Below are 23936 nucleotides of genomic sequence, written 5' to 3' on the forward strand. Positions count from 1 at the left end.
ATGACTGCGCCGCGTGCTCTGAGCACGCGGTCGGGCACTGCCGTCGGCACCCCGGCAGGCCGCCGCCGCAGCGGCTTTCGGGTGACGGCGGGGGGTTGGCTCGGCGTCCTTCCGCTGCTCCTGTTCGCGGCGGTCGCGTTGGGCCTGCCGGTTGCGACGATGGTGGTCGGTGCGTTCACCACGCCCTCGACCGGGTCCACCGAGGGCGGGCTGACCACGGCCAACATGACTGCGACGCTGCAGGACCCGTACCTGTCGAGCCTGCTCGGCAGCATCAAGCTCTCGGCGGCGGCAGCGGCGATCGGGGCGGTCGTAGGCCTGCCGATCGCGCATGCGATCGTGACGTCGCGGTTCCGGGCTCTGCGTGAGGCGGTCCTGGCGGCGGCCGGTGTCCTGGCGAACTTCGGCGGAGTTCCCTTGGCCTTCGCGTTCGTGGCGACCCTCGGCAACGCGGGTGTCCTGACGAACGCACTGCACCTCGACGAACTCGGCTGGAGCCTCTACGACATGCGGGGGCTGACCGTCGTCTACCTGTACTTCCTCATCCCGCTGATGGTCCTGACCCTCACTCCGGCACTCGAAGGTCTGCGCGGGCAGTGGCGCGAGGCGGCCGCGAACAATCGTGCGAGTGTGGTGCAGTACTGGCGGCACGTGGCGTTACCGATCTTGCGGCCGTCGCTGCTTGGCGGATTCGTCCTGCTGTTCGGGACGGCCTTCAGTGCCTATTCGACGGCCGCGGCGATCGCCGGGAGCACCGTCCAGTTGGTCACCGTTCAGATCGCCGCGGGCCTGTCCGGCGACGTGCTCGTCGGGCAGGGCAACATCGCCCTCGCCCTCGGCCTGGACATGGTGCTGGTCGCGGCGATCGTCATGGCCGTCTACCTGCCGTTGCAGCGAAGGAGCGCCCGATGGCTGGCCTGACGACGACCAGGCCCGGCTACGGTCGCGGGGTCGTGCTGCTGCTCGCCGGTCTCTACTTCGTGGTGCCGATCGCGTGCGCGTTCGCCTTCAGCGTGGGCATCGGATCGCCCGACCAACACGTCGATCTCGACGCGTACACCGGAATCGGTGGCGCCCAGGGCCTGACGGGCAGCCTGGTATTGACGCTGAAAGTGGCCGTCGCGACGATCGCCGTCGTACTCGGTCTGCTCGTGCCGGCACTGCTGGCGGTGCGGCTCGCCGCACCTCGCCTGCGCACGGTCGTACAGGCCGTGTGCCTGCTGCCGCTGGTCGTTCCGGCCGTCGCTCTGGGCGCCGGCATCACCACGCTGCTGCGGTGGGGCGCGGACCGCTACTACGGCACGCCGTTGTTCGACGGCCTGATTGCGTTGCAGGACCCCGAGTTTCCCGTGATCCTGGTGTTCGCCTACGCGGTGATGGCCCTGCCGCTCGCCTACAGCACGCTCGACGCCGGCCTGTCCGCGCTCGACTTGCGGGTCCTCGTCGAGGCCGCGCGGTCGTGCGGGTCCTCGTGGCCGCGCACCCTCATCCATGTGGTGCTACCGAATCTGCGTGGCGCCCTTCTCAACGCCGCCTTCCTGACTCTCGCTCTCGTCCTCGGCGAGTACGCCGTCGCTGCGCTCCTCGGGTACCAGCCGTTCGCGGTGTGGACCGTCATGATCAGCGGTTCGCAAGCGCAGATGTCGGTGGCGGTATCAATCGTCGGTCTCGTCGGCACCTGGGCGCTGCTCATGGTGGTCGCCGCGGCCGGCCGCACTCGACGCCTCAGGGAGACCCCATGACCGAGATTCTCATCGATCGGACGGCCGACGCCGACCGCGCCGCGGGTGCCGGTTCCACCGTGGAGTTCCGCGGACTACGCCGCACCTTCGGCTCCACCACGGCGCTGGACGGGCTGGACCTGGAGATCCGCCCGGGCGAACTACTGGCCCTGCTCGGCCCGTCAGGATGCGGCAAGACAACCGCGCTGCGCACCGTTGCCGGGTTCGAGCGCCCCGACGCGGGCATGGTGCTCATGGACGGCGTGGACATCACGCGGGTGCCCGCGAACCGCCGCGATGTGGGCATGGTGTTCCAGTCCTACAGCCTGTTCCCGCATCTGAACGCCGTCGACAACGTCGCCTTCGGGCTGAGGATGCAGGGGAGGGGCAAGCCCGCCCGGCGCGCGCGTGCAATGGAACTCCTGGAGCTGGTCGGGCTGTCGCAGCACGCGGCGCGGTACCCGGGCCAGCTCTCCGGTGGCCAGCAGCAGCGGGTGGCGTTGGCGCGCGCCCTCGCGCTGCGTCCCCGGGTCCTGCTGCTGGACGAGCCGCTGTCGGCGCTCGACGCGCAGGTGCGCCAGAACCTGCGGGAGGAGATCCGCCGGCTGCAACAGCAGTTGGGCATCACGACGCTGTTCGTGACCCACGACCAGGAGGAGGCCCTCTCCATGGCCGACCGGGTCGCCGTCATGCGGTCCGGGCAGATGGAGCAGTGCGCACTTCCGGCGGAGCTCTACCAGCGCCCGGCGACGGCGTTCGTCGCCGAGTTCGTCGGGGTCATGAGCCGGATACCCGGACAGCTCGAGGCGGGCGGGCGCACCGTCCACGTCCTCGGCCGCAGTCTGCCGGTCCACGGAGAGCTGCCGGGTGCCACACCTTCCGGTAGCGGCGCCCGGGACGTCGACGTGCTGGTGCGCCCGGAGGCCCTCGGCGTCACCGCGGCCGACGACGGAATGTCCCGCATCGTCACCGCGACGTTCCGCGGCGCCACCACGCGGCTGACCGTGCAGCTGCCGGACGGACGCGAGGCGTTCGCGGACGTGTCTGCCGCCGCGTCCCCACTCGGTGTGGGCGCCGCCGTGACCCTCTCGCTGCCGGACCGCCCGGTGCTGGTGGACTGCCCGCGCCGGGCCACCGAACCGACCAGAGCTGCAGTGCAGCAGGCTGTTTCGACCGAGCGGCGATCGTGGAGGCGAACCCGATGAGCTATGACACCCGGCCCGGGGCCCCGGCCGCCGTCCTCTTCGACATGGACGGGACGCTCGTCGACACCGAGCGGCTCTGGTGGGACGCCGTCGAGCAGGTCGCCGCGCGGCTCGGACGTCCCCTGTCGTCGGCCGACGCGCCGGCCGTCCTGGGGCGTCCCTCCGACCACACCGCCGCCCATCTGTGCCTCGCGTTGGGATCGGCGGCGCCCGACCCGGATGCGCTTGCTCACGAACTCGACGATGCCTTCGTGGCCCTGGTCGCCGACGCGGTGGTGCCACGTCCCGGCGTGCTCCCGCTGCTCGACGACCTTGCCGGCGCGGGGATCCCCACAGCGATCGTCACGGCGTCACCGCGACGGGTCGTCGACCTGGTGCGCGCGACGCTCGGTGCCGAGCGCTTCACGACCACGATCGCGGTCGAGGACACGGCCTGCTCCAAGCCGGCGCCGGACCCCTATCTCGCGGCCGCGGCGGCCCTCGGAGTGGACCCGCGCGCGTGCGTCGCGGTCGAGGACACGCCGGTGGGTGTGGCGGCGGCCGAGGCCGCGGGTTGCGCCGTACTCGTCGTGCCTTCGGTCCCGATCCCGCCCGCCGCGGGACGGACGATCCTGCCCTCGCTCGAGGACGTCGACGTCGCCTTCCTCGCCTCCCTGTTGCACCCGGTCGAAAGGTATTGAGCATGGACGACATTCGCCACGTGGTGATTCTGATGCAGGAGAACCGCAGCTTCGACCACTACTTCGGCACACTCGGCGGCGTGCGCGGGTTCGAGGACCGGCAGGCCCTGACCTTCCCCGACGGAGACAGCGTCTTCCACCAGCCTGCGCTGTCCCGCGGGGAGGGCGGCGTTCTCCTGCCGTACCGGATGGACTCCACTCGGTACAACGCCCAGAACGCGGAGGGCCTGCCGCACGACTGGGAAAGCGGTCACGACGCGATCAACCAGGGTGCAATGAACCGTTGGACCTCGGCCAAGGGCGAGCGGAGCATGGGATACCTCACCCGGGAGGACATCCCGTATCAGTACGCGCTTGCGGACGCGTTCACGATCGGCGACGCGTACTTCTGCTCGATGGCCGGCCCCACCAGCCCCAACCGCCTCTACCTGTGGACGGGCACGGTGGGACCGGGTCGCGACGGCACGACCGGGCCGTGGATCGACAACACGCCGCTTCCAGAGAGCCCGGTGTGCGACTGGACGACGTATGCCGAGCGTCTGTCCGACGCGGGTGTCTCCTGGCGCGTCTACCACACGCCCGGCCTCGACGAACGGGACGGCAACTACGAGGACAACGCCCTCGAGTACTTCCCGCAGTTCCACGGCTTCGACAAGGACGATCCCCGGTACATCAACGCGATGACGAGGTGGGACCTGACCGACTTCGACGCGCACTGCACGGATGGGACGTTGCCCACGGTGTCGTGGCTCGTGTCGCCGTATCTGTTCTGCGAGCACCCGAATGCCAGCCCGGCGTACGGGGCGCACTGGGTCGACACCGCGCTCCGATCGCTGTTCGCCAACCCGGACGTGTGGCGGCACACCGCGTTTCTCGTGATGTACGACGAGAACGACGGCTACTTCGACCATGTCGTGCCGCCCTTCCCGCCCGCCGGGACCCCCGAGGAGTTCGTCGACGGGCAGCCGATCGGGCTGGGCAACCGGGTACCGCTGTTCGTGGTCTCCCCGTGGTCGCGCGGCGGATGGGTGAACTCCCAAGTGTTCGACCACACCTCGGTGCTGCGCTTCCTCGAGCTCGTCACCGGGGTGCGCGAGCCCAACATCAGCGCATGGCGGCGAGCGGTGTGCGGCGACCTGACGAGCTGCTTCGACTTCGGCAATCCCGACTACACCATCCCCGACCTACCGGACACGAGCGCGTTGATGGCGGCCGCCGACGCGGCCGTGGACCTGCCGCCTGTGCCGCTCCCTGAAACGGGCGGCCAGGTCATGCCCACCCAGGAGCCGGGGAGCCGCCCGCACCGCCCGCTGCCGTACCGGCCGTGGGCCGATGTCGTGGTGGATCGCGCCACCGGCCGGATCCGAGCCGAGCTGACGAACGAGGGGAGTGTGGCCTTCCACTACACGGTGTTCCCCAACGCGTACCGGCCGTTCGCGGGGACTCCGTTCACGGTCGCGTCGGCGGGCACAGCCGTCTACGAGTGGGATGCCGTGCGCACCGCGGGCCGCTACGACTTCACCGTCCACGGAGCCGACGGATTCCTCTGCCACTGCGCGGGCGTGCTGGCACCGACCGACGACGCCGTGCCTGACGTCAGGGCTGTGCTGCACGGCGACGGGCCGGCGGATGCGTGGGTGGAGTTGGAGCTGGCGAACCACGGCGCGTCGGCGCTGTCGTTCACGATCGGCGCGCCGGGCATCGACGGGGATTCGCGCGTCTGCGAGGTCGAACCGAACGGCCGAGCGAGCGCCAGATGGCCGGCGGTCGACGGCCGCTACGACGTCACGGTCACCGCCGGCGACGGCGCGTCGTTGATCCGGCGCTACGCAGGAACGGTGCACGGATCGGCCACCGTTCCGTCGGCGACGACACACGGTGCCTGAGCGAAGCTTCTGCGCCGACATTCGTCAGTCGATGCTGCAGCCGGGCGCGACCGGCACGTCGTCGAACCGGTCGAGCAGGTAGCGGACGGGCGCGCCGTTCCCGTACGCGTCGACCACCAGCGGCCCGAAGTGGTTGCCGAAGGTCGTGCCCGGCGCGATGGCCGGCAGCTCGTTGGTGCGGAACGTGACGTTCGCGCCGCGCTCGCACGGGCGACAACGCCTCCTGATTGGCGGACAGGAACAGGGGATCGGTACCGGCGTTCAGCCCTGTGGAGAGCGCCCGCGACATCGCGCACTGGTCCCCCTGGCCGGACGTGCCCGGCGCGATGACGACAGTCGGCCGAGGGCCCTTGCCGCGCCACGGATGTGTGCTGTCGATGAAGGTGCCGGTGACCGCCGTCGGCGTGCCGTCCTGCAGGCCGGCAACTGCGCGGGCGGCGATCAGATGACGGCGCCGACGTCGTGCGCGACGATGCGGTCGAGTGCGCGCTCGGCGACCGCGGCGATGGTCATGGACGGGTTGCACGCGGCGGTGTTCCCGGGCATCAGGGCGCCGTCGAGGACGTAGAGGCCACGCTGGCCGTGGACGCGGCCTTCGACGTCGCACACCGGTCCCATGCACGCCCCGCCGAGCGGGTGCCACGTGGACGGCACGATCGCGTTGGTGTCGGTGAGGACACTGGTCGGGCCCGCGATCGCCCGCACCGTCGGTCCGATGTGCCCGTTCTGGATGGCCGAGTCGCCCTCCCGGGGCCAGCGCAGCACCGCGTCGTTCACGGCGGGGTCGTAGACGAAACTGCCGCGCCCGTCGCTCACGCCGTATCCGACGAGCATCGTGCTGTGCACGTCGACGGACAGGGATGGGATCGAGGCCTGGATCACGGTGTGCGCGTTCGCGGGATCCTCCCAGTTGAGGCTGCCGTAGACGACGGGGCCGCCCTGGACCGCGCCGAAGTCGCCGTCCGGGCTGGTCCACACGTAGATCCGATCGGCGTTGGTGCCCCAGCCGCCGCCGAGCCCGTCGGGCATGTCGGGGATCCGGCCCTGCGCCGCCGCGCGCACCAGCATCTTGGTGGTGTTCAGGCTGCCCGCGGCCATGACCAGCGCATCGGTGGTGAGGATCTTGTTCTCTAGCACCCGGCCCGTAGTGTCGATGCGGTTCACGTAGACGGTCCAGCGGCCGTCCGGCGCCCGCTCGACGTCGGTGACCTCGTGCAGCGTCTGCACCGTCACCTTTCCGGTGGCCTCGGCGGCGGCGATGTAGGTGACGTCGACCGAGTGTTTGCCGCCGTTGTTGACGCCCAGTGCGCCGTCGCCGTTGGTGTACGACGGCCGCATCAGCCCGCGGAGTTCGTCGAGGGCGTAGTTCCAGTCGATCGGCATCAGGATCTTCGACAGCGGCAGCCCGGCGCGTTGGACGTGCTGCGCGAAGGTGCGCGGCGCGAGATAGCTGGGACTGTCGACCAGTTCGTCGGGTGCGACCGCGAGACGCAGCATCCGCGCCACCCGCGGGTAGTGCACCCGGTCCATCTCCGCCCAGTCGATCTCCCCGGGGAAGTGGGTGCTGAACACCGCCTCCGACGGCTGGAGCGACATCCCCTGGTAGATCAGGGAACCCCCACCGACACCGGCCGCGCACAGCGCCGTCATGTTCTCGCCGGGAACGGCTTCGACCAGGCCGGTGTAGGGCTCGAACACGACCGGCCGGCCGAACAGCTGCGGCGCGGACCGGTACCAGAGCGCCCGCTTGTCCGGTGCGGTCGGACTGGGGAACGTCGACGCGTTCGGGCCTGTGGGCCAGCGGATCCCACGCTCGAGCACGAGGACCGGTACGCCCGCCTCGGCCAGTCGCAGCGCCGTGACGCCGCCGCCGAACCCGGATCCGACGACGACCACCCGGTGCTCCTCGCGGGTGACCGGAATCCGGTCGACGCGGGCCGCGATCCCGGTGGCGGCGCGGGCGGCACCCGGTGCGGCCAGCGCCATCCCCGCCGCCGCGGCGGCGGTCAGGAAGGACCTTCTCTTGATCTCGGACACGGCGATTCCCCCCCCCAGTTCTCGGATACGACCTGATCGATGCGAGACAGGCGTCGACCCGTCCGGTTCGCGTTGCGCAGCAGTTGAAGGGACCCCTTGTGCGCTGTAGGCGCGTGAACGGTCCCTTCAGCTCCGGGCGGACGGGTGGTCAGCCAGGCGGAGTGATCCGACTCACTCCGAAGAGCGAGCTAAAACTAGACACTTGTCGCGATAGGTGTCAAGAAGTTGCCGTGTCCCGGGCGTCGAGGGTCATCGCCGGCCGTAGCCAGCGGGTGAGGAAGCGGCGCAGGTCGTCGTCGGTGTGGACGGCCTCGTCGTCGAAGATGACGACGGACAGGCCCAGTCGCAGCGCTATCTCGACGATGTCGTCCGCGCGGGGCGCGAGCGCCGGATCCCGCTCGATGATCGGCGAGAGTAGTTCGTGGGCAATGGGTTTGGCTCGGGCGATCATGCCGGGGTCGAACAGCGGATTGCCGCGCTCCGCGTGGAGCAGCGCGCCGAGGACGGGTTCGTCGCGGATCGCGGCGCGGCCCGCGACGATGAGTTCGACGACGTACTCGACGGGGGAGCCCGCGCGCTCCACGCGGGCACGGATGTCGCCGAGCACCTGGACGAGGAGGCCGGCCGTCGCCTGCGAGACGAGGTCCTCCCGCGAGCCGAAGATCGAGTAGACGGTCTGCCGGGTGACGCCGGCGGCGGCAGCGACCGCCGCGATGTTCACACCCTCGAACCCGGCGCTCGCGATCAGCCCGAGCGTGGCGTCCAAGATCTTCTTCCGCGACCGCACCCGGCCATTATCGGACACGCCCGACGCGGTCCCGGTGCTCGAGCCGCTCGCGCGGGAGAGGCGCTGGACCGGCGCGGTAGGCTGGCGGTCGAGTCGTACGTTCTCGCAGCCTGTGAGCTGCGCATTTCCGTTCCAGATTGGAGCCTTTGGGTGGCTGAGTTCATTTACACGATGAAAAAGGTGCGCAAGGCGCATGGTGACAAGGTCATTCTCGACGACGTCACCATGAGCTTCTACCCGGGCGCCAAGATCGGTGTGGTGGGCCCGAACGGCGCCGGCAAGTCGAGCATCCTGAAGATCATGGCCGGGCTGGACCAGCCGGGTAACGGCGAGGCCTTCCTTGCGCCCGGCGCGTCGGTCGGCATCCTGATGCAGGAGCCGCACCTCGACGAGACCAAGACGGTTCGCGAGAACGTCGAGGAGGGTCTCGGCGAGACGATGGTCCAGCTCAAGCGGTACAACGAGATCGCCGAGCTGATGGCCACCGATTACTCCGACGAGCTGATGGAGGAGATGGGCACGCTTCAGGAGAAGCTCGACCATGCCGACGCGTGGGAGATCGACTCGCAGCTCGAGCAGGCGATGGACGCGCTGCGCTGCCCGCCGCCGGACGAGCCCGTCACCCACCTCTCCGGTGGTGAGAAGCGTCGCGTCGCGCTGTGCAAGCTGCTGCTGAGCAAGCCCGACCTGCTGCTCCTCGACGAGCCCACCAACCACCTCGACGCCGAGTCGGTCCTCTGGCTCGAGCAGCACCTGGCCGCCTACCCCGGCGCCATCCTTGCGGTCACGCACGATCGCTACTTCCTCGACCACGTCGCGCAGTGGATCTGTGAGGTCGACCGCGGTCGCCTGTACCCGTACGAGGGCAACTACTCCACCTACCTGGAGCAGAAGGCCGCCCGCCTCGAGGTGCAGGGCAAGAAGGACCAGAAGCTGCAGAAGCGCCTCAAGGAGGAGCTCGCCTGGGTCCGTTCCGGCGCCAAGGCCCGCCAGTCCAAGAACAAGGCTCGCCTCGACCGCTACGACGAGATGGTCGCCGAGGCCGAGAAGCACCGCAAGCTGGACTTCGAGGAGATCCAGATCCCGACCCCGCCGCGCCTCGGCAACGTCGTGGTCGAGGTCGAGAACCTCGACAAGGGCTTCGACGGCCGCCTGCTCATCAAGGACCTGTCGTTCACGCTGCCGCGCAACGGCATCGTCGGCGTCATCGGCCCCAACGGTGTCGGTAAGACCACGCTGTTCAAGACCATCGTCGGGCTCGAGGAGCCGGATTCCGGCACCGTCAAGGTCGGCGAGACGGTCAAGCTCAGCTACGTCGACCAGAACCGCGCCAACATCGACCCGACCAAGACGGTGTGGGAGGTCGTCTCCGACGGACTCGACTACATCGAGGTCGGCCAGAACGAGATGCCGTCGCGCGCGTACGTCAGCGCGTTCGGATTCAAGGGCCCGGATCAGCAGAAGCCGTCGGGTGTGCTCTCCGGTGGTGAGCGCAACCGCCTCAACCTGGCACTGACCCTCAAAGAGGGCGGCAACCTGATCCTCCTCGACGAGCCGACCAACGACCTCGACGTCGAGACCCTGAGCTCGCTCGAGAACGCGCTGCAGGAATTCCCCGGCTGCGCCGTCGTGATCTCCCACGACCGCTGGTTCCTGGACCGCACCTGCACGCACATCCTCGCCTGGGAAGGCGCCTTCGGCGACAACGAGGCCGCCTGGTACTGGTTCGAGGGCAACTTCGAGGCGTACGAGGAGAACAAGGTCGCGCGCCTCGGTGCGGACGCCGCACGTCCGCACCGGGTCACGCACCGCAAGCTGACCCGCGACTGACCTGTGTCCAAGGATTCGTCCCAGGTCTACAGCTGCGACATCCAGGTCCGTTGGGGTGACTCCGACCGGCTCGGTCACGTCAACAACGCCCGTGTCGTGGAGTACATGCAGGAGGCGCGTTCGCTCTTCCTGATCGAGGGTGCGGCGTCGGCCGGCGCCGCACCCCGGGCGGTCGTCGTCAGCAAGATGGACGCCGAGTTCCTTCGTCCCATCACCGACGCGTCCGGTCCGGTGCGCATCGACGTCTCGGTCGTGAAAGTCGGCACGACGTCGTTCACGGTGCGTCACGTCGTCAAGGACGTCGCGGGCAACGTGTGCGCTACCGGCGACGCCGTGATGGTGGGCTTCGACGTCCACGCCGAGCGCGCCCGCCCGCTCGCCGACGTCGAGCGTGAGGTGCTGACGCGCTACCTGTCGGCAACGGCACCCGCGTAGTCCCGGACGCCCGGGGACGCACCCGGTCGCGCGCCGAGTTCTGCACGACTCGGGGTCACCGCGGTTAGGCTCGCCAGTGAGCCCGACCGCGGTGACCTCGACAGGGACGGAGCGTGGCGATGACGGATTCTGTGGATGCCGACCGGTCTCTCGAACTTCCCGCCGAGCTGCGGGCGTGCCTGCCGGACGTGGCGGCGGTCTACTTCCGGCACACCTCTGCCGGTGAACCCGACAGCGTCCTGAACCGTCGTTCGGACGCGATCATCCGTGAGCACCTGCTGCTCGCCCACCGTCGCACGCCGGGCAGTGCGGTCACGCGCGTCCACCGTCCGGCCGACGGCACCGGCGTCGGCGCCGCCCTGCAGATCGTCACCGACGACATGCCGTTGCTCGTCGAATCCGTGACCGCGATGCTGGGCCGACTCGACGCCTCCATCAGCGAGGTGGTCCACCCGATTCTGGGCGTACGCAGGAGCCCCGACGGCACGCTGGAACAGGTCCTGTCCGACGTCCCGATCCGTGACCTGCCGGACGGCGCCCTCGCGGAGTCGTGGATGCATGTGCAGTTGCATCCCGCGACCGAGGACGAGGTGCTCGATTCGCTCGAGTCGTCCATCGCCGATGTGCTGTCCGACGTGGGACAAGTCGTGGCGGACACCGATGCCATGCGTGCACTGCAGCGCGCTCTCGCCGCCGAACTCGATGTGCGAGCGGACAATCCGCCGCCCGGGCGGTCGGCCGACGAGTTGCGGGACTGCGCGGATCTGTTGCGCTGGCTCGCCGACGGCCACTACACGGTGCTCGGTTACCGGCGTTACGAATGCACGGACGGTCACCGCACCCGGCGGACGCCGGACAGTGGACTGGGTGTGTTGCGATCGGACGCTCACGCCGACGAACACATCAAAATTCCACTGACAGTGAACATTCCGGATCGTCCGCTGTTGGTGCTGACGCAGGGTTCGGCTCCCGCGACGGTGCACAGGTCGGTGTATCCCTACTTCGTGGGCGTGAGCATCCTCGCCGACGACGGTTCGATCGTCGGCGAGCACCGGTTCCTCGGGGTGTTCACGGTGACGGCGCTGCACGAGAACGTCCTCGAGATCCCGGTGATCGCGCGGCGGGTGCGGACCGCGATCGAGCGCGCCGGTTTCGCCATCGACTCGTTCTCGGGCCAGGCGATGCTCGAGGTGATGCAGTCCTTCCCGCGCACCGAACTGTTCTCGATCGACACCGACGCGCTGCTCGAGACGATGACCGCGGTTCTCAACATCGGATTGCGCCGACAGGTGCGATTGTTCATGCGCGAGGACAGCTTCGAACGATTCGTGTCGTGTCTGGTGTACCTGCCGCGGGACCGCTACACGACGCGGGTGCGGTTGGCGATGCAGCAGATCCTGCTCGACGAGCTGGGCGGTGGGTCGCTCGACTACACGGCCCGGGTCACCGAGGGGGACCTCGCGATGCTGCACGTGACGATCCGGAAGCCGCCGGGCGCGCGTGACGGCCGGGTGGACACCTCGGAAGCGAACCGGCTCCGCATCCAGGGGTTGCTGGCCGAGGCGAGCCGCAGCTGGGACGACCATTTCGCGGATGCCGTGGCGGCCGATCCCAACGTGGACCCGGTGGTCGCGGCGAAGTACGCGGCCGAGCTTCCCGACGGCTACAAGGAGGACTTCGACGCCGTCGAGGCGCTCGTCGACATCAGCCGGTTCGCCGGCCTCGACGTCGACTCGATCGACCTGCGGATCCACCATGATCTTCCCGATCCGCCGTGGAAGTGGCAGTTCGCGCTCTACTTCGCGGGCAAGGGCATCTCGCTGTCCCACGTCCTCCCGGTGCTGCACAGTCTGGGCGTCGAGGTGCTCGACGAGCGGCCGTATTCGGTCCGGCGGCCGGACGGACTGCAGTGCTGGCTGTACGAGTTCGGGATCGCCGTCCCCGCGAAGCTGTTGCGCGATGCCGCTGCCGACGTGGGCGAGGGCGGGCCCGACGAACAGTTGCGCGATCGGTTCACCGAGGCGTTCACCGCGATCTGGCACGGCCGGTGCGAGGCCGACCGCTTCAACGAACTGGTGTTGCGCGCGGGCCTGGACTGGCGGCAGGTGTCGGTGCTGCGGGCATACGTGAAGTACCTGCGGCAGGCCGGATTCGCCTACAGCCAGGTCCACATCGAGTCGGTGGTGCTCGATCACCCGGAGATCGCGAGCCTGCTCGTCGAGTTGTTCGAGTCGCTGTTCGACCCCGACGGGGTGTCGGCCGACGCCCGCAAGCGCTCGCGGGGTCTCGAGCGGGCGCTGCGGGCCACGATCGGCGAGGTGGTCAGCCTCGACGTCGACCGCATCCTGCGGGCCCTGTTCGGCCTGGTGCAGGCGACGTTGCGCACCAACCACTTCGTGCACGGCGGCGACGGCGAGTTCCGCGAGTTCCTGTCGTTGAAGTTCGAGCCCGGCCGGATCTCCGAGCTGCCCAAGCCTCGGCCACGGTTCGAGGTGTTCGTCTACTCGCCCCACGTCGAGGGCGTGCACCTGCGGTTCGGTCAGGTCGCGCGTGGGGGACTGCGGTGGTCGGATCGCCGCGACGACTTCCGCACCGAGATCCTCGGGCTCGCGAAGGCGCAGGCGGTCAAGAATGCGGTGATCGTCCCGGTCGGCGCCAAGGGCGGCTTCGTCGTCAAGCACCCGGTCGCCCCGACGGGTGACCCCGCAGTCGACCGGCAGGCGGTGCGCGACCAGGGTGTCGCGTGCTACCGGACCTTCATCTCGGGTCTGCTCGACGTGACCGACAATGTCGATCGGATCACCGGAGCGGTGGTGCCACCCGAACGTGTGGTGCGCCGCGACGGCGACGACACGTACCTGGTCGTGGCCGCGGACAAGGGCACGGCCACGTTCTCCGACATCGCCAACGACGTCGCGGCCGGGTACGGATTCTGGCTCGGTGACGCGTTCGCGTCCGGCGGGTCGGCGGGGTACGACCACAAGGAGATGGGGATCACCGCCCGCGGCGCGTGGGAGAGCGTCAAACGGCACTTCCGTGAGCTCGAAATCGACATCACGGCAGACGATTTCGCTGTCGTCGGGATCGGCGACATGAGCGGCGACGTGTTCGGTAACGGGATGTTGCTCAGCGAACACATCCGCCTCGTCGCGGCGTTCGATCACCGGCACGTCTTCCTGGATCCGAATCCGGATGCGGCGCGGTCGTTCGCCGAACGTCGTCGGATGTTCGCGTTGCCGCGGTCGTCGTGGGCCGACTACGACGCGGGTGTGATCAGCGAGGGCGGCGGCGTGTACGCGCGGACGGCCAAGTCGGTGCCGATCAGCCCGCAGGTGCGCGAGGCGCTCGGACTGCCCGCGGACGTCACCGAGATGTCGCCGCCGGACCTCGTCAAGTCGATCCTGCAGGCGCCCGTCGACCTGCTGTGGAACGGCGGGATCGGCACGTACGTCAAGGCGGCATCGGAGTCCGACGCGGCGGTGGGGGACAAGAGCAACGACGCGGTGCGCGTGCACGGCGCCGACGTCCGCGCCCGCGTGATCGGCGAGGGCGGCAACCTCGGCGTCACGCAACTGGGGCGGATCGAGTACGCACTGCACGGCGGCAAGATCAACACCGACGCCATCGACAACTCGGCGGGCGTGGACTGCTCGGACCACGAGGTGAACATCAAGATCCTGCTCGACTCGCTCGTGAGCAGCGGCGAGTTGACGCAGGCCGATCGGGACCCGTTGCTGGCCTCGATGACCGACGAGGTCGCGCGACTGGTGTTGGCGGACAACATCTCCCAGAACGATCAGCTGGGCATGTCGAGGGCGAGTGCGCCGCAGATGCTCGGCGTGCACCGCCGACTCATCGCGACGCTCATCTCGCACCACGGCCTCGACCGCAAGCTCGAGGCGCTGCCGACCGAGGCCGAGTTCAACAAGAGGGCGCAGGCCGGCGGCGGCCTGACCTCCCCCGAGCTCGCGACCGTCATGGCGCACGTCAAGCTCGCGTTCGAGCAGGACCTGCTGGCGACCGAGCTGCCCGACAGCGAGTTCTTCGCCGCCCGGCTGCCCGGCTACTTCCCGGCGCAGTTGCGCGCCCGGTTCCGCTCGTCGATCCGCTCCCACCCGCTCCGTCGTGAGATCGTCGCGACGATGCTCGCCAACGAGGCCATCGACAACGGCGGCATCACGTACGTGTACCGGCTCGCCGAGGACGCGGGTGCGTCGAGCACCGACGCGATCCGCGCGTACGCCGCCGTCACCTCGATCTTCGAACTGCACGACGTGTGGGAGCGCGTCCGGGCGGCTGAGATGCCCTCGGACGTCTCGGATGTGCTGATGCTGCAGTCGCGCCGGGTCCTCGACCGGGCGTCGCGCTGGTTCCTGTCGAACCGCCCGCAGCCGATCGCGGTGGGGGCCGAGATCAGTCGGTACTCGTCGGAGTTCCGCAAGCTCGCCCCCAAGGTCCCCGGCTGGCTGCGCGGTCACCACGTGACGGACCTCGCGAGACGGTCGCGGTCGGCCATCGCGGACGGCGCCCCGAAGGAACTCGCGCTCGAGGTGTATCGGCTGCTGGACCTGTTCTGCCTGCTCGACATCATCGACATCGCCGACATCTGCGAGCGCAACGGCGAGGAGGTGGCCGAGCTCTACTTCGCGCTCGACGCGCACCTCGGCATCGACTGGCTGCTGACCGCGGTGTCGGACCTCGCGCGCGGCGACCGGTGGCATTCACTGGCCAGGTTGGCGCTGCGCGACGACTTCTACGGGTCGTTGCGCTCGCTCACGCTCGAGGTCCTGGCCGGTGGGGAGCCGACCGAGTCGCCGGAGGAGAAGATCGACTACTGGGAGTCGACCAACGCCTCGCGGCTTGCCAGGGCCAGGTCCGCGCTCGCGGAGATCTTCGAGTCTGGAACGCTGGACCTCGCGACGCTCTCGGTGGCGGCGCGTCAGATACGCAGCATGGTGCGGGGCGTGGGCACCAGATCGGAGGTCGGAAGGTGAGCGGGTCGCAGGAAGCCGTGCGGAACGGGGCTGCCGTCGACGGGCGGCAGGACGGGCAGCCGGTGGGATTCCACACGAAGGTGGTGGTCCGCTGGTCCGACATGGACGCGTTCCAGCACATCAACCACGCGCGGATGGTGACGCTCCTCGAGGAGGCGCGGATCCCGTGGCTCTTCGACGACGGCGCGCCGACGGTGACGCTGCGCGACGGTGCGGTGATCGCCGACCTGCACGTGCGCTACCGCGGACAGCTGCGTCACGAAGACAGCCCGCTCGACGTCCTGATGTGGGTGGAGCAGATCCGCGCAGTGGACTTCACCATCGCGTACGAGGTGCGGCCCGGGGGAGCGGCCCCCACGACCCCGCCGTCCATCGTCGCGTCGACGCAGATCGCGGCGTTCGACATCGGCACCCAGCGGCTGCGCCGGCTGACCGCGCCCGAGCGGGGCTACCTGGAGCTGTGGAAGCGTGCATGAGCGGGTTCTGACGGTTCCCGACGCCGCGGACCGGGCGAACCTGGCGATGTTCGTCGGGCGCGCGGTCCGGCTGGACGAATCGGCGGTGGTGCGACTCCGGCGGCGCGACGACGGTCGGGTGTCAGCATGGGCGACAACGGGATTCGATGCCCTCGCGACCCGGGTGGTCGTCGGCGACGTGCGTCCGCAGGACACGACGGCGGCCGCCGACGCGCTGCTGCGCGCGTTGTCCGACAGCGCGACCGGCCGCGAGATCGACCCGGGTTTCGCGATGGACTCCGCGTGGCGCGGCGCGCTGCCGCCCGAGTCCGGGTTCGTCCACATCGACGACGTTCCCGCCCGGGTCCTGCTCGGCCTGGCCCAGCGCGGCGCCGCCCTGGCGCGCGAGCACGGCAGCGCGCAGGGGCCGCCGACGTCGCTGCTCGAGCAGAAGGTGCTCGCGGTCGAGGGCGGCGGGACCGAGGTCGAGGTTTCCATGCGCACGGTGTTCGCCCTCACCGGAATGGGATTCGTGCCGCTCGCCGACGGTCGGCCGGCCACCGCGGACACGGACCTCGACGCCATCGACGAGCGGGAGATCGTGCGGGTGCGGGCCACGCCGTCGTGGCTGCGCCTCGACGCGCGGTTCGGTTCGGTCTACACCCGCCGCGCCGGTGCGATTCCGCTGTTCACCGCGTAGACACGGATCAGCGCGCGCCGACCGACTCCGGTTCGGGACGCGCCGATTCTGCGTTGGGGGCGACCAGAATCGACGACACCACCGTGGACCGTGACTCGCCCGCCGCGGTGCGGAGGCGGGTCTCGGTGTCGAGGAACACCGCGTCGCCGCGCTCGGTGACACTGGTGATCGTCATCGACGCGGTGAGGACGTCGCCGGCCAGGATCGGTGCCGCGACGGTGATCTTCTCGTTCACGTGGATCGGTGTGTGGGTGCCCATGTCGATCCCCGCCCCCGGGGTGGTCAGCATGTCCCGGATCAGGGTCGCCGTCACCACCGCGGTGAAGGTGGGCGGGGCGACGATGTCCGCGTATCCGGCCTTCTGTGCCGCGTCGACGTCGTGGTGCGCGGGATCGATGGCGAGGATCACCCGGGCGAACTCGCGAATCTTCTCCCGGCCGACGATGTAGGTGTCGTCGGACCTGAGCACGAGACCCGGGTGCGGCCACCGGGGTGGGGTGGACGCGGGCAGCACGTCCGGAACGATGCGCATGTCGACGGTCCGGTTCGCGGTCATCGCCCGGGCACCACGGAGATCGTTCCCTGGCAGACGGCGTTCTGGGGGTTGACGAACCACCATCCCGCGCCGGTCTGGACGGTCACGGTGAACGAGACCGTCCCGGTCCCGGTCCAGGTGCGGTTGATCGGGATCCCGGGCTTCTGCTGCCAGGCCGCCTCGTCGCTGACGCTGTGACCGGAGGCCCCCGTCGTCGTGTTGTGCCAGTCCACCGACACACGCGTGCCGTACCAGTTGGGGCCGATGCTGGGGAGGAGTCCGCTGGGCGGTGCGGGTAGTTCGTTCCCGCCGCTCAGCAGGATCGACGGTTCGAGCGCGGTCCCTCCGGGGCGCAGCGATTCCCCCGACGCGGCGGTGACGGTCCACGTGAACGACGGTGCCCAGAAGAGGGGATTCGCGCTCGAGCACGTCATCGTCGTCGATATCGGCGGCGCGGGTTCGGCATTCGCGACGGCGCCGCCCCCGACCGCGACCGCGGTAGCGAGGCCGACGGCAGTGATCGCCGTAGTACACATCCGTCGCACCGACTGCTCGACCATGATCTGTCCCCATTTCGATCCGGTACCGCGAGATCCGCGACGTGCGCCGCACTCCTGTATCCGCAGACGGACCCCGAACCGTTACAGCGCGTGTGGCACGTGTGGCAGTACGGCCGGCACCAGGAACTGTTCGACCATCGCGCGCTCGTCGTCGGCGTCGGTGCCCGGGACGACGAGCAGTGAGACGATCGCGCGCACCAACCACCGTGCGCGGCGGGTGATCTCGACGTCGTCGGCAGTCCAGACGTCGGCGAGGAACGCGGCGCCGAGCACCTCGATCACCTCCGACGTGCTCGCGAGCTCGGCGGCCAGGCCCGCGTCACCGAGGCCGAACCACGCGGCCAGCGTCGGTGTCGCTCGAACCTCGCGGATCGCCATGAGGACGGCCTCGGCGACCCGCGCGCGGGGCTCGCTGATCGGTGCCACTGTGGTGGCGATCCGCTCACCGAGCTTTCGCGCCTCGCGGTGCACGAACGCGCGGTGCAGGGCCCGGCGGTTCTCGAAGTAGCGGTACAGCGTCGCGCGTGAACAGCCGGCTGCCTTCGCGACCTCGGCCATACCCGTCGCCGTGACGCCGCGCTCGACGAACAGTGCGGCGGCGGCGTCGAGGATCCTCTCGGCCGCCACCTCGGTGCGCTCGTCGCTCAGCCACGAACCGGATCCGTTGGGGGTCATGCTCATCCGGCGCGGAAGGGGACGTGGATGGGGCGGCGGACGTAGTTGCCGGCGGCGTACTCGACCCCGTCGATGTCGACGTCGAAGTCGGGGCAGCGGGCCAGCAGCTCCTCGAGTGCCACTCGGGCCTGCATGCGGGCGGCGGCCGCGCCGAGGCAGTGGTGGTTGCCGTTGCTGAACGTCATGATCTGCCGCGGGTTGCGCAGCACGTCGAGTTCCTCGGCGTCGGCTCCGAACACGCGCGGATCGCGGTTCGCGGAGCCGTACACCAGCAGCACCTTGCGGCCGGCCGGAATCGTCACGTCCTCGATGGTGACGTCGCGGGTGGTCGTGCGGGCCAGACCCTGGACGGGGGAGGTGAGCCGCAGCAGTTCCTCGACCGCGCCGGGGATCAACGACGGATCGCCCTGCAGGAGCTGCCGCTGGTCGCGGCGCTGGGTCAGCAGTTGCACTGCGCCGCCGAGCATCCCGGTGGTGGTGTCGTTGCCGCCGGTGACCATCGTGAACGCGAACCCGAGAATCGACAGCAGGCCCGAGACGTCGCCGTCCGCGCCGATCCCCGCGGCGACCAGGTGCGAGATCGTGTCGTCGCCCGCGTTGCCGGCCTCGGCCTCGGCCTTCCGTCGCTCGATCAGGCCGCCGAAGTAGGTCATCAGTTCGACCACGGCGGTCTGGGCCTCGAGCGGATCACCGCTCGCGTTGGCGGCGACGATCGCCTCCGTCCAGCCGTCGAACTGGCCGCGGTCCTCCGCTGGGACGCCCAGGTAGTGCGCCACCACCATGCTCGGCAGCGGCTTGAACAATTCGGTGACGATGTCGCCGGTGCCGGCGTCGCGCAGCCGCTCGAGGCGCTCGACGACGAAGCGGCGGACCTCCGGCTCGACGGCCTCCACCTGGCGGGGAGTGAATCCGCGCGCGACCAGTCGGCGGAACTGCGTGTGCACTGGCGGGTCGAGCATCACGAGCGGCGGATTGTCGCGCAGGCCGATCTTGTCGAGTTCGCCGTAGGTCATCGTGAGGCCCTCGGCGGACGAGAAGGTGTCCGCGTCGCGCGCCGCCGCGTACACGTCGGCGTGCCGGGTGAGCACCCAGTAGTCGTCCGCGGGGGCCGACTCGGGCACGACGTGATGGACGGGGTCGTGGTCGCGCAGCGCCGCGTACATCGGCCACGGGTCCCGCCACGATGCGCCGGAACGGGGGACGTAGGCCGCATTGCCGGACATCGTCGTCGTCATGCCTCAAAGGTGAGACAGATCACAACATTTGTCAATGCCCGGGGCGGGTTCGGGTCTCTACGACTCCCTACGGGCCCGGATCGTCTCCAGCGTCTCGCGGAGGTAGGCCCCGAACACCGCCGTCATGTCGACCGCCTCGGCGTCCAGCAGCCACTGCTGCTGAAGGCCGTCCATGAGGGCGACCAGTCGGAACGCGTGCGCCTCGGGAGCGACGTCGGGCCGGAACTCGCCGGACGCGATCCCGGCACGGATGCCGTCGGCGATGAACCGGCGGATGCGTCGGTAGCGGGTGCGGGCCCAGGCGTGTGCCGGGTGGTCGGCGGTGACGGACTCGGCGCTGAGCACGGTGAAGAGCTGGACGAGTCCCGGGATGCGCTGATTTCGCTCGACCAGGTCGACGAGGGCCTCGAGGGCGGCGATGCCGGTCAGCGGCGCGCCGTCGACATCGGTGAAGCGTTCGCCGTCCATCTCATCGCGCAGGTCGAGCGTGGCGGTCAGGAGTTCTTCCTTGGTGTGGAAGTGATGCAGCAGGCCGGGCTGCGAGATTTCGGCGCGCTCGGCGATCCGGGCGAGCGAGGCGCCGCGGTAGCCGTTCTCGGCGAACTCCTCCATCGCGATGTGGAGTATCCGGGCACGTCGGGCTCGGCCGACGGCGTAGCTGCCGCCTCGTCGGCGTCGGACGGCTGCATCGCTGCCCTCTTGGCGGGTGGTCACGGTCTCACTCTAGGAGGCCTAATATAACGACGCGATAACAAACTTACTAGGCACTCGGTATTTGCGATTAGCCTCGACCCCGGCGGTCGAAGAGGCCCGGACCGCGAGACGGTGCGAAGGAGTGTCGGTTGTGAACAGCCCCCGAAACGATGCGACTGCGGTGGACGAGGAGAAGCTGGGAAAGCTCCTCACGGAACTGACGCTGGAGGAGAAGGTCGGTCTGCTGACCGGCGCGGACTTCTGGTCCCTCGATCCGATCGAGAAGATCGGTCTGCGGAAGCTGCTCCTCTCGGACGGCCCCAACGGTGTACGCGGAACGACCTGGGACGAGCGCGACACCAGCCTTCTCTTCCCGAACCCCTCGGCACTGTCCGCCACCTGGGACCCGGAGCAGGTCGAGCGTGCGGGAGCCCTCATGGGCGCCCAGGCCCGAGACAAGGGCGTCGCGTGGCTCCTCGCCCCGAACGTCAACATCCACCGCTCGCCGCTCGGCGGCCGGCATTTCGAGTGCTACTCGGAGGACCCGCTGCTGACGGCAGCGACCGTGGCGGGCTTCGTCACCGGTGTCCAGGCCAACGGCGTGGCGGTGACGGTCAAGCACTATATCGGGAACGAGTCCGAGACCGAGCGCATGACGTACGACGCCCGGATCTCCGAGACGGCCCTGCGCGAGGTCTACCTGGTGCCCTTCGAGGCCGGGGTCCGTGCCGGCGCCTGGTCCGTCATGGCCTCGTACAACTCGGTCAACGGCGCGAGCCTGACCGACAACCGGAGACTGCTCACCGAAGTCCTCAAGGGGGAGTTGGGATTCGACGGCGCGGTCGTGTCCGACTGGTTCGCCACCCGCTCGACGGCCGGCTCCGCGAACGCGGGCCTCGACGTCGCGATGCCCGGGCCGCACAGCCCGTGGAGCGAGGCGCTCGTCGCGGCGGTCCGTGCCGGCGAGGTCCCCGAGAGCATCGTCGACGACAAGGTGCTGCGCGTGCTCCGGCTCGCCGCCCGCACCGGCTACCTGGACGGCTTCGAGGGGCCTGCCCCGTCGAGGACCCCGGCCGACGCCGGCTTGCAGCTGCGGGACATCGCGGCGCGCGCCATGATCGTGTTGCGCAACGAGGGTGGCATCCTGCCGCTGGATCCGGCGTCGCTCGAGCGCGTCGCCGTCCTCGGCCCGAACGCCGCGCTGCTGACCGCTCAGGGTGGAGGCTCCGCGCACGTCAACCCCACTCACGTCGTCAGTCCGCTGGCCGGTCTGCGCGAGGCGTTCGACGACTCGGTCGAGATCGACTACCAGGAAGGCGTTTCGACGCAGCGCATCCTTCCCGCCATACCGGCGGGCGTCGCCGTCGACCCGGAGACCGGCGAGCCGGGCTTCCGCGTCGACTTCGTGTCGGCGGACGGCACCGTTCTCGGCACCGAGCGGCGGCTCACGTCCCGTCTGGTGTTCATGGGCACCCTCCCGGAGGGCACCGCCGAGGTCCGCGTGCGGACCGACCTGACCGTCGCCGAGGCCGGCGCGCACCAGTTCTCGGTGTCGGGAGCCGGGCAGTACTCCCTGCGGATCGGCGCGGCCGACACCCACGAGATCACGCTCACGAGTGCCGACAACGACCTGATCGAGAACCTGGTCAAGCCGCCGGAGCACCGCGTCTCGGCGGAGCTCGTGGCCGGGACGGTCGGCGTCGAGATGCGGGCAACCGTCCCGAGCTTCCCGATGGTGATGTTCGGCCTGAACCACGATGCGCCCCGCGCGGCTCCGGACGATGCGTTCGCGGCCGCCGTCGAGGCGGCGCGGAACGCCGACGTGGCGCTGGTCTTCGTCGGCACCACGGACGAGGTGGAGAGCGAGGGCTTCGACCGCACCGACCTGCTGCTGCCGGGCCGGCAGGACGAACTGGTGTCGGCGGTCGCCGCGGTGAACCCGCGGACGGTCGTGATCGTCAATGCCGGTGCGCCGGTGGAGATGCCGTGGCGCGACGAGGTCGCGGCGGTGCTGTGGGCCTGGCTGCCCGGTCAGGAAGGCGGCCATGCGATCGCCGACGCCCTCGCCGGCGTCGTCGAGCCCGGTGGCCGGCTGCCCACGACCTTCCCCGCCGTCGGCGCCGACGCGCCGGTCCTGTCGACGCAGCCCGTCGACGGCGTGATCGACTACGCCGAGGGCTCGACGTTCGGGTACCGCGCGTACGAGAAGGCCGCGATTCGCCCGGCCTATCCGTTCGGGCACGGTCTCGGCTACACCACCTGGGCATACGAGGGCATCACTGCCGCCGAGACCGATTCGGGTGCAGTGACGGTCGAGGTGGCCGTCCGCAACACCGGCGGACGCACCGGACGCGAGGTCGTCCAGCTCTACGTCGGTGGCGAGGGCGCCGACGGGAACGATCCGCGGCGCTTCGTCGGCTTCGCCTCGGTGACCGCCGACGCGGGCGAGACGGCGATCGCGCGGATCACCGTAGACCGCAAGACGCTGGCGCGCTGGGACGAGTCGGCGTCGGCGTGGCGAGTGGTGGGCGGTTCGCGGACGCTGGTCGCAGCGCGCTCGGCCACCGACCGTCGGCTGACGACGCCGATCGAACTGAAGGACTCGGCCGCATGCGCCTGGGACATCTGACCGCTACTGCTCGACCGACCAGCCCGTGAACCACAAGGAGGACCCCGTCATGACCGTCAATCTGTCCCGCATCAGGATCTCGCGCGGCGAGCTGTCCTACTTCGAGGCGACGCCCGACGCCGGCGCCCCGGGCAAGGGCACCGTCGTCATGGTCCCCGGCTTCACCGGCTCCCGGGAGGACTTCCTCCCGATGGCGCCGTTCGTCACCGCGGCCGGCTATCGACTGATCTCGTATTCGCAACTCGGCCAGTACGACTCGGACGGACCGGAAGGCCCGGACGCGGTCGCCGAGTACACGATTGCCAAGTTCGCGCTGGACCTCGCCGAGGTGCTCGATGCGGTGGCGCCCGACGAGAAGGTCCACCTCCTCGGCCACAGCTTCGGCGGTCTCGTCACCCGGGCCGCCGTGCTGAACGACCCGGCGCGCTTCCTGGACTACGTGATCCTCGACTCGCCGCCGAGTGGCCAGAACCTGGGCATGGCCGTGGACATCGGGCAGATCCCGGAGTTGCTGTGGGCGGGTGGCAACGAGGCGCTGTGGAAGGCCATGTTCGGCGCCTTCGAGGAGATCTTCCCGGCGCCGGTCAAGGAATTCCTGCGGGGTCGCATCTTGGCCACCAAGACCGCGAACATCGCCGGCATCGCCCTCACCATGAGCGAGGAGCCGGACCGCGTCGAGCAGCTGGCCGCGACCAGCGTGCCGATCCTGGTCGTCGCGGGCGAGAACGACATGGTTCCGGTCGACGCCCAGGCCGACGCCGCGGCGCGGCTCGGCGTGAAGTTCGAGATCATCGCGGGGGCCGCCCACACACCGAACGAGGAGAAGCCCGAGGAGCTGACGAAGGTGCTCGTCGACTTCTGGAACGGGACCGCCTGAAG

19 protein-coding genes and 1 pseudogene are annotated in these 23936 nt (G+C 69.8%); 12 read left to right on the plus strand and 8 right to left on the minus strand.

Annotated elements, in window-relative coordinates; all coding sequences use genetic code 11:
• Genes ABI214_RS23280 through ABI214_RS23300 form a run of 5 tightly spaced genes read left to right on the plus strand, consistent with a single transcriptional unit; the run spans position 1 to position 5492 of the window.
• The gene (locus tag ABI214_RS23280) at positions 1-921 is read left to right on the plus strand and encodes an ABC transporter permease (protein WP_348604796.1); all 921 of its coding nucleotides are present in this window, start codon (positions 1-3) and stop codon (positions 919-921) included.
• The gene (locus ABI214_RS23285) at positions 909-1742 is read left to right on the plus strand and encodes an ABC transporter permease (protein ID WP_348604797.1); all 834 of its coding nucleotides are present in this window, start codon (positions 909-911) and stop codon (positions 1740-1742) included. The genes ABI214_RS23280 and ABI214_RS23285 overlap by 13 nt, the downstream gene beginning before the upstream one ends.
• Complete coding sequence (locus tag ABI214_RS23290) at positions 1739-2926, plus strand: ABC transporter ATP-binding protein (RefSeq protein WP_348604798.1); 1188 nt, start codon at positions 1739-1741, stop codon at positions 2924-2926. The genes ABI214_RS23285 and ABI214_RS23290 overlap by 4 nt, the downstream gene beginning before the upstream one ends.
• Positions 2923-3606, plus strand: coding sequence for an HAD family hydrolase (locus tag ABI214_RS23295; RefSeq protein WP_348604799.1), 684 nt, complete (start codon positions 2923-2925; stop codon positions 3604-3606). The genes ABI214_RS23290 and ABI214_RS23295 overlap by 4 nt, the downstream gene beginning before the upstream one ends.
• A 2-nt stretch (positions 3607-3608) precedes the next feature.
• A complete protein-coding gene (locus ABI214_RS23300; RefSeq protein WP_348604800.1) occupies positions 3609-5492 on the plus strand; it encodes a phosphocholine-specific phospholipase C in 1884 nt (627 codons plus the stop codon).
• A 211-nt stretch (positions 5493-5703) separates the two neighbouring features.
• Here ABI214_RS23300 and ABI214_RS23305 read toward each other — a convergent pair.
• From ABI214_RS23305 to ABI214_RS23315, 3 genes and pseudogenes are all read right to left on the minus strand, one after another.
• Positions 5704-5907 (minus strand): annotated as a pseudogene (locus ABI214_RS23305) (lipase); the annotation flags it as partial.
• 26 nt (positions 5908-5933) lie between these two features.
• Entirely contained in the window at positions 5934-7529 is a 1596-nt protein-coding gene (locus tag ABI214_RS23310) for a GMC oxidoreductase (protein WP_348604801.1), read from the minus strand.
• A gap of 217 nt (positions 7530-7746) precedes the next feature.
• On the minus strand, positions 7747-8316 hold the full coding sequence (locus ABI214_RS23315) for a TetR/AcrR family transcriptional regulator (protein WP_348604802.1): 570 nt from the start codon (positions 8314-8316) through the stop codon (positions 7747-7749).
• A 150-nt stretch (positions 8317-8466) separates the two neighbouring features.
• Here ABI214_RS23315 and ettA point away from each other — a divergent pair, with 150 nt between their 5' ends.
• The 5 genes from ettA to ABI214_RS23340 all read left to right on the plus strand — a co-directional run bounded on the left by ettA (position 8467) and on the right by ABI214_RS23340 (position 16730).
• Positions 8467-10146: an energy-dependent translational throttle protein EttA gene (gene ettA / locus ABI214_RS23320; RefSeq protein ID WP_348604803.1), complete on the plus strand. Its 1680-nt coding sequence runs from the start codon at positions 8467-8469 to the stop codon at positions 10144-10146.
• A 3-nt stretch (positions 10147-10149) separates the two neighbouring features.
• The gene (locus ABI214_RS23325) at positions 10150-10581 is read left to right on the plus strand and encodes an acyl-CoA thioesterase (RefSeq protein WP_348604804.1); all 432 of its coding nucleotides are present in this window, start codon (positions 10150-10152) and stop codon (positions 10579-10581) included.
• A 119-nt stretch (positions 10582-10700) separates the two neighbouring features.
• On the plus strand, positions 10701-15575 hold the full coding sequence (locus ABI214_RS23330; protein WP_348604805.1) for an NAD-glutamate dehydrogenase: 4875 nt from the start codon (positions 10701-10703) through the stop codon (positions 15573-15575).
• 17 nt (positions 15576-15592) lie between these two features.
• Positions 15593-16051 carry an acyl-CoA thioesterase gene (locus ABI214_RS23335; protein WP_348611967.1) on the plus strand — a complete coding sequence of 153 codons (459 nt, stop codon included), beginning with the start codon at positions 15593-15595 and terminating at the stop codon, positions 16049-16051.
• Complete coding sequence (locus ABI214_RS23340; protein ID WP_348604806.1) at positions 16044-16730, plus strand: hypothetical protein; 687 nt, start codon at positions 16044-16046, stop codon at positions 16728-16730. The genes ABI214_RS23335 and ABI214_RS23340 overlap by 8 nt, the downstream gene beginning before the upstream one ends.
• Positions 16731-16737: 7 nt before the next feature.
• Here ABI214_RS23340 and ABI214_RS23345 read toward each other — a convergent pair whose 3' ends face one another.
• The 5 genes from ABI214_RS23345 to ABI214_RS23365 form a co-directional block, all read right to left on the minus strand.
• Positions 16738-17286, minus strand: coding sequence for an FAS1-like dehydratase domain-containing protein (locus ABI214_RS23345; RefSeq protein ID WP_348604807.1), 549 nt, complete (start codon positions 17284-17286; stop codon positions 16738-16740).
• Positions 17283-17825 carry a hypothetical protein gene (locus ABI214_RS23350; RefSeq protein WP_348604808.1) on the minus strand — a complete coding sequence of 181 codons (543 nt, stop codon included), beginning with the start codon at positions 17823-17825 and terminating at the stop codon, positions 17283-17285. Before ABI214_RS23350 ends, ABI214_RS23345 begins: the two co-directional genes overlap by 4 nt.
• Before the next feature lie 81 nt (positions 17826-17906).
• Entirely contained in the window at positions 17907-18500 is a 594-nt protein-coding gene (locus tag ABI214_RS23355; protein ID WP_348604809.1) for a TetR/AcrR family transcriptional regulator, read from the minus strand.
• A 2-nt stretch (positions 18501-18502) separates the two neighbouring features.
• Positions 18503-19735, minus strand: coding sequence for a cytochrome P450 (locus ABI214_RS23360; protein ID WP_348604810.1), 1233 nt, complete (start codon positions 19733-19735; stop codon positions 18503-18505).
• A gap of 57 nt (positions 19736-19792) precedes the next feature.
• On the minus strand, positions 19793-20449 hold the full coding sequence (locus ABI214_RS23365) for a TetR/AcrR family transcriptional regulator (RefSeq protein WP_348604811.1): 657 nt from the start codon (positions 20447-20449) through the stop codon (positions 19793-19795).
• A gap of 130 nt (positions 20450-20579) precedes the next feature.
• Here ABI214_RS23365 and ABI214_RS23370 point away from each other — a divergent pair, with 130 nt between their 5' ends.
• Together ABI214_RS23370 and ABI214_RS23375 are read left to right on the plus strand one after the other, a co-directional pair.
• Positions 20580-23057, plus strand: a complete 2478-nt coding sequence (locus ABI214_RS23370) for a beta-glucosidase family protein (RefSeq protein ID WP_348604812.1) — start codon at positions 20580-20582, stop codon at positions 23055-23057.
• Positions 23058-23106: 49 nt separating this feature from the next.
• A complete protein-coding gene (locus ABI214_RS23375; RefSeq protein WP_348604813.1) occupies positions 23107-23934 on the plus strand; it encodes an alpha/beta fold hydrolase in 828 nt (275 codons plus the stop codon).
• Positions 23935-23936: the final 2 nt, after the last annotated feature.

It is taken from the genome of Prescottella soli (genome assembly GCF_040024445.1).
GTDB classification, from domain to species: domain Bacteria; phylum Actinomycetota; class Actinomycetes; order Mycobacteriales; family Mycobacteriaceae; genus Prescottella; species Prescottella soli.

What these genes read in the sequence shown, in the direction of transcription:
- ABI214_RS23345 (WP_348604807.1), bottom strand. Translation starts at nt 17,286, where the DNA reads ATGACCGCGAACCGGACCGTCGACATGCGCATCGTTCCGGACGTGCTG.
- ABI214_RS23285 (WP_348604797.1), top strand. Translation starts at nt 909, where the DNA reads ATGGCTGGCCTGACGACGACCAGGCCCGGCTACGGTCGCGGGGTCGTG.
- ABI214_RS23375 (WP_348604813.1), top strand. Translation starts at nt 23,107, where the DNA reads ATGACCGTCAATCTGTCCCGCATCAGGATCTCGCGCGGCGAGCTGTCC.
- ABI214_RS23360 (WP_348604810.1), bottom strand. Translation starts at nt 19,735, where the DNA reads ATGACGACGACGATGTCCGGCAATGCGGCCTACGTCCCCCGTTCCGGC.
- ABI214_RS23290 (WP_348604798.1), top strand. Translation starts at nt 1,739, where the DNA reads ATGACCGAGATTCTCATCGATCGGACGGCCGACGCCGACCGCGCCGCG.
- ABI214_RS23295 (WP_348604799.1), top strand. Translation starts at nt 2,923, where the DNA reads ATGAGCTATGACACCCGGCCCGGGGCCCCGGCCGCCGTCCTCTTCGAC.
- ABI214_RS23300 (WP_348604800.1), top strand. Translation starts at nt 3,609, where the DNA reads ATGGACGACATTCGCCACGTGGTGATTCTGATGCAGGAGAACCGCAGC.
- ABI214_RS23355 (WP_348604809.1), bottom strand. Translation starts at nt 18,500, where the DNA reads ATGACCCCCAACGGATCCGGTTCGTGGCTGAGCGACGAGCGCACCGAG.
- ABI214_RS23280 (WP_348604796.1), top strand. Translation starts at nt 1, where the DNA reads ATGACTGCGCCGCGTGCTCTGAGCACGCGGTCGGGCACTGCCGTCGGC.
- ABI214_RS23330 (WP_348604805.1), top strand. Translation starts at nt 10,701, where the DNA reads ATGACGGATTCTGTGGATGCCGACCGGTCTCTCGAACTTCCCGCCGAG.
- ABI214_RS23350 (WP_348604808.1), bottom strand. Translation starts at nt 17,825, where the DNA reads ATGGTCGAGCAGTCGGTGCGACGGATGTGTACTACGGCGATCACTGCC.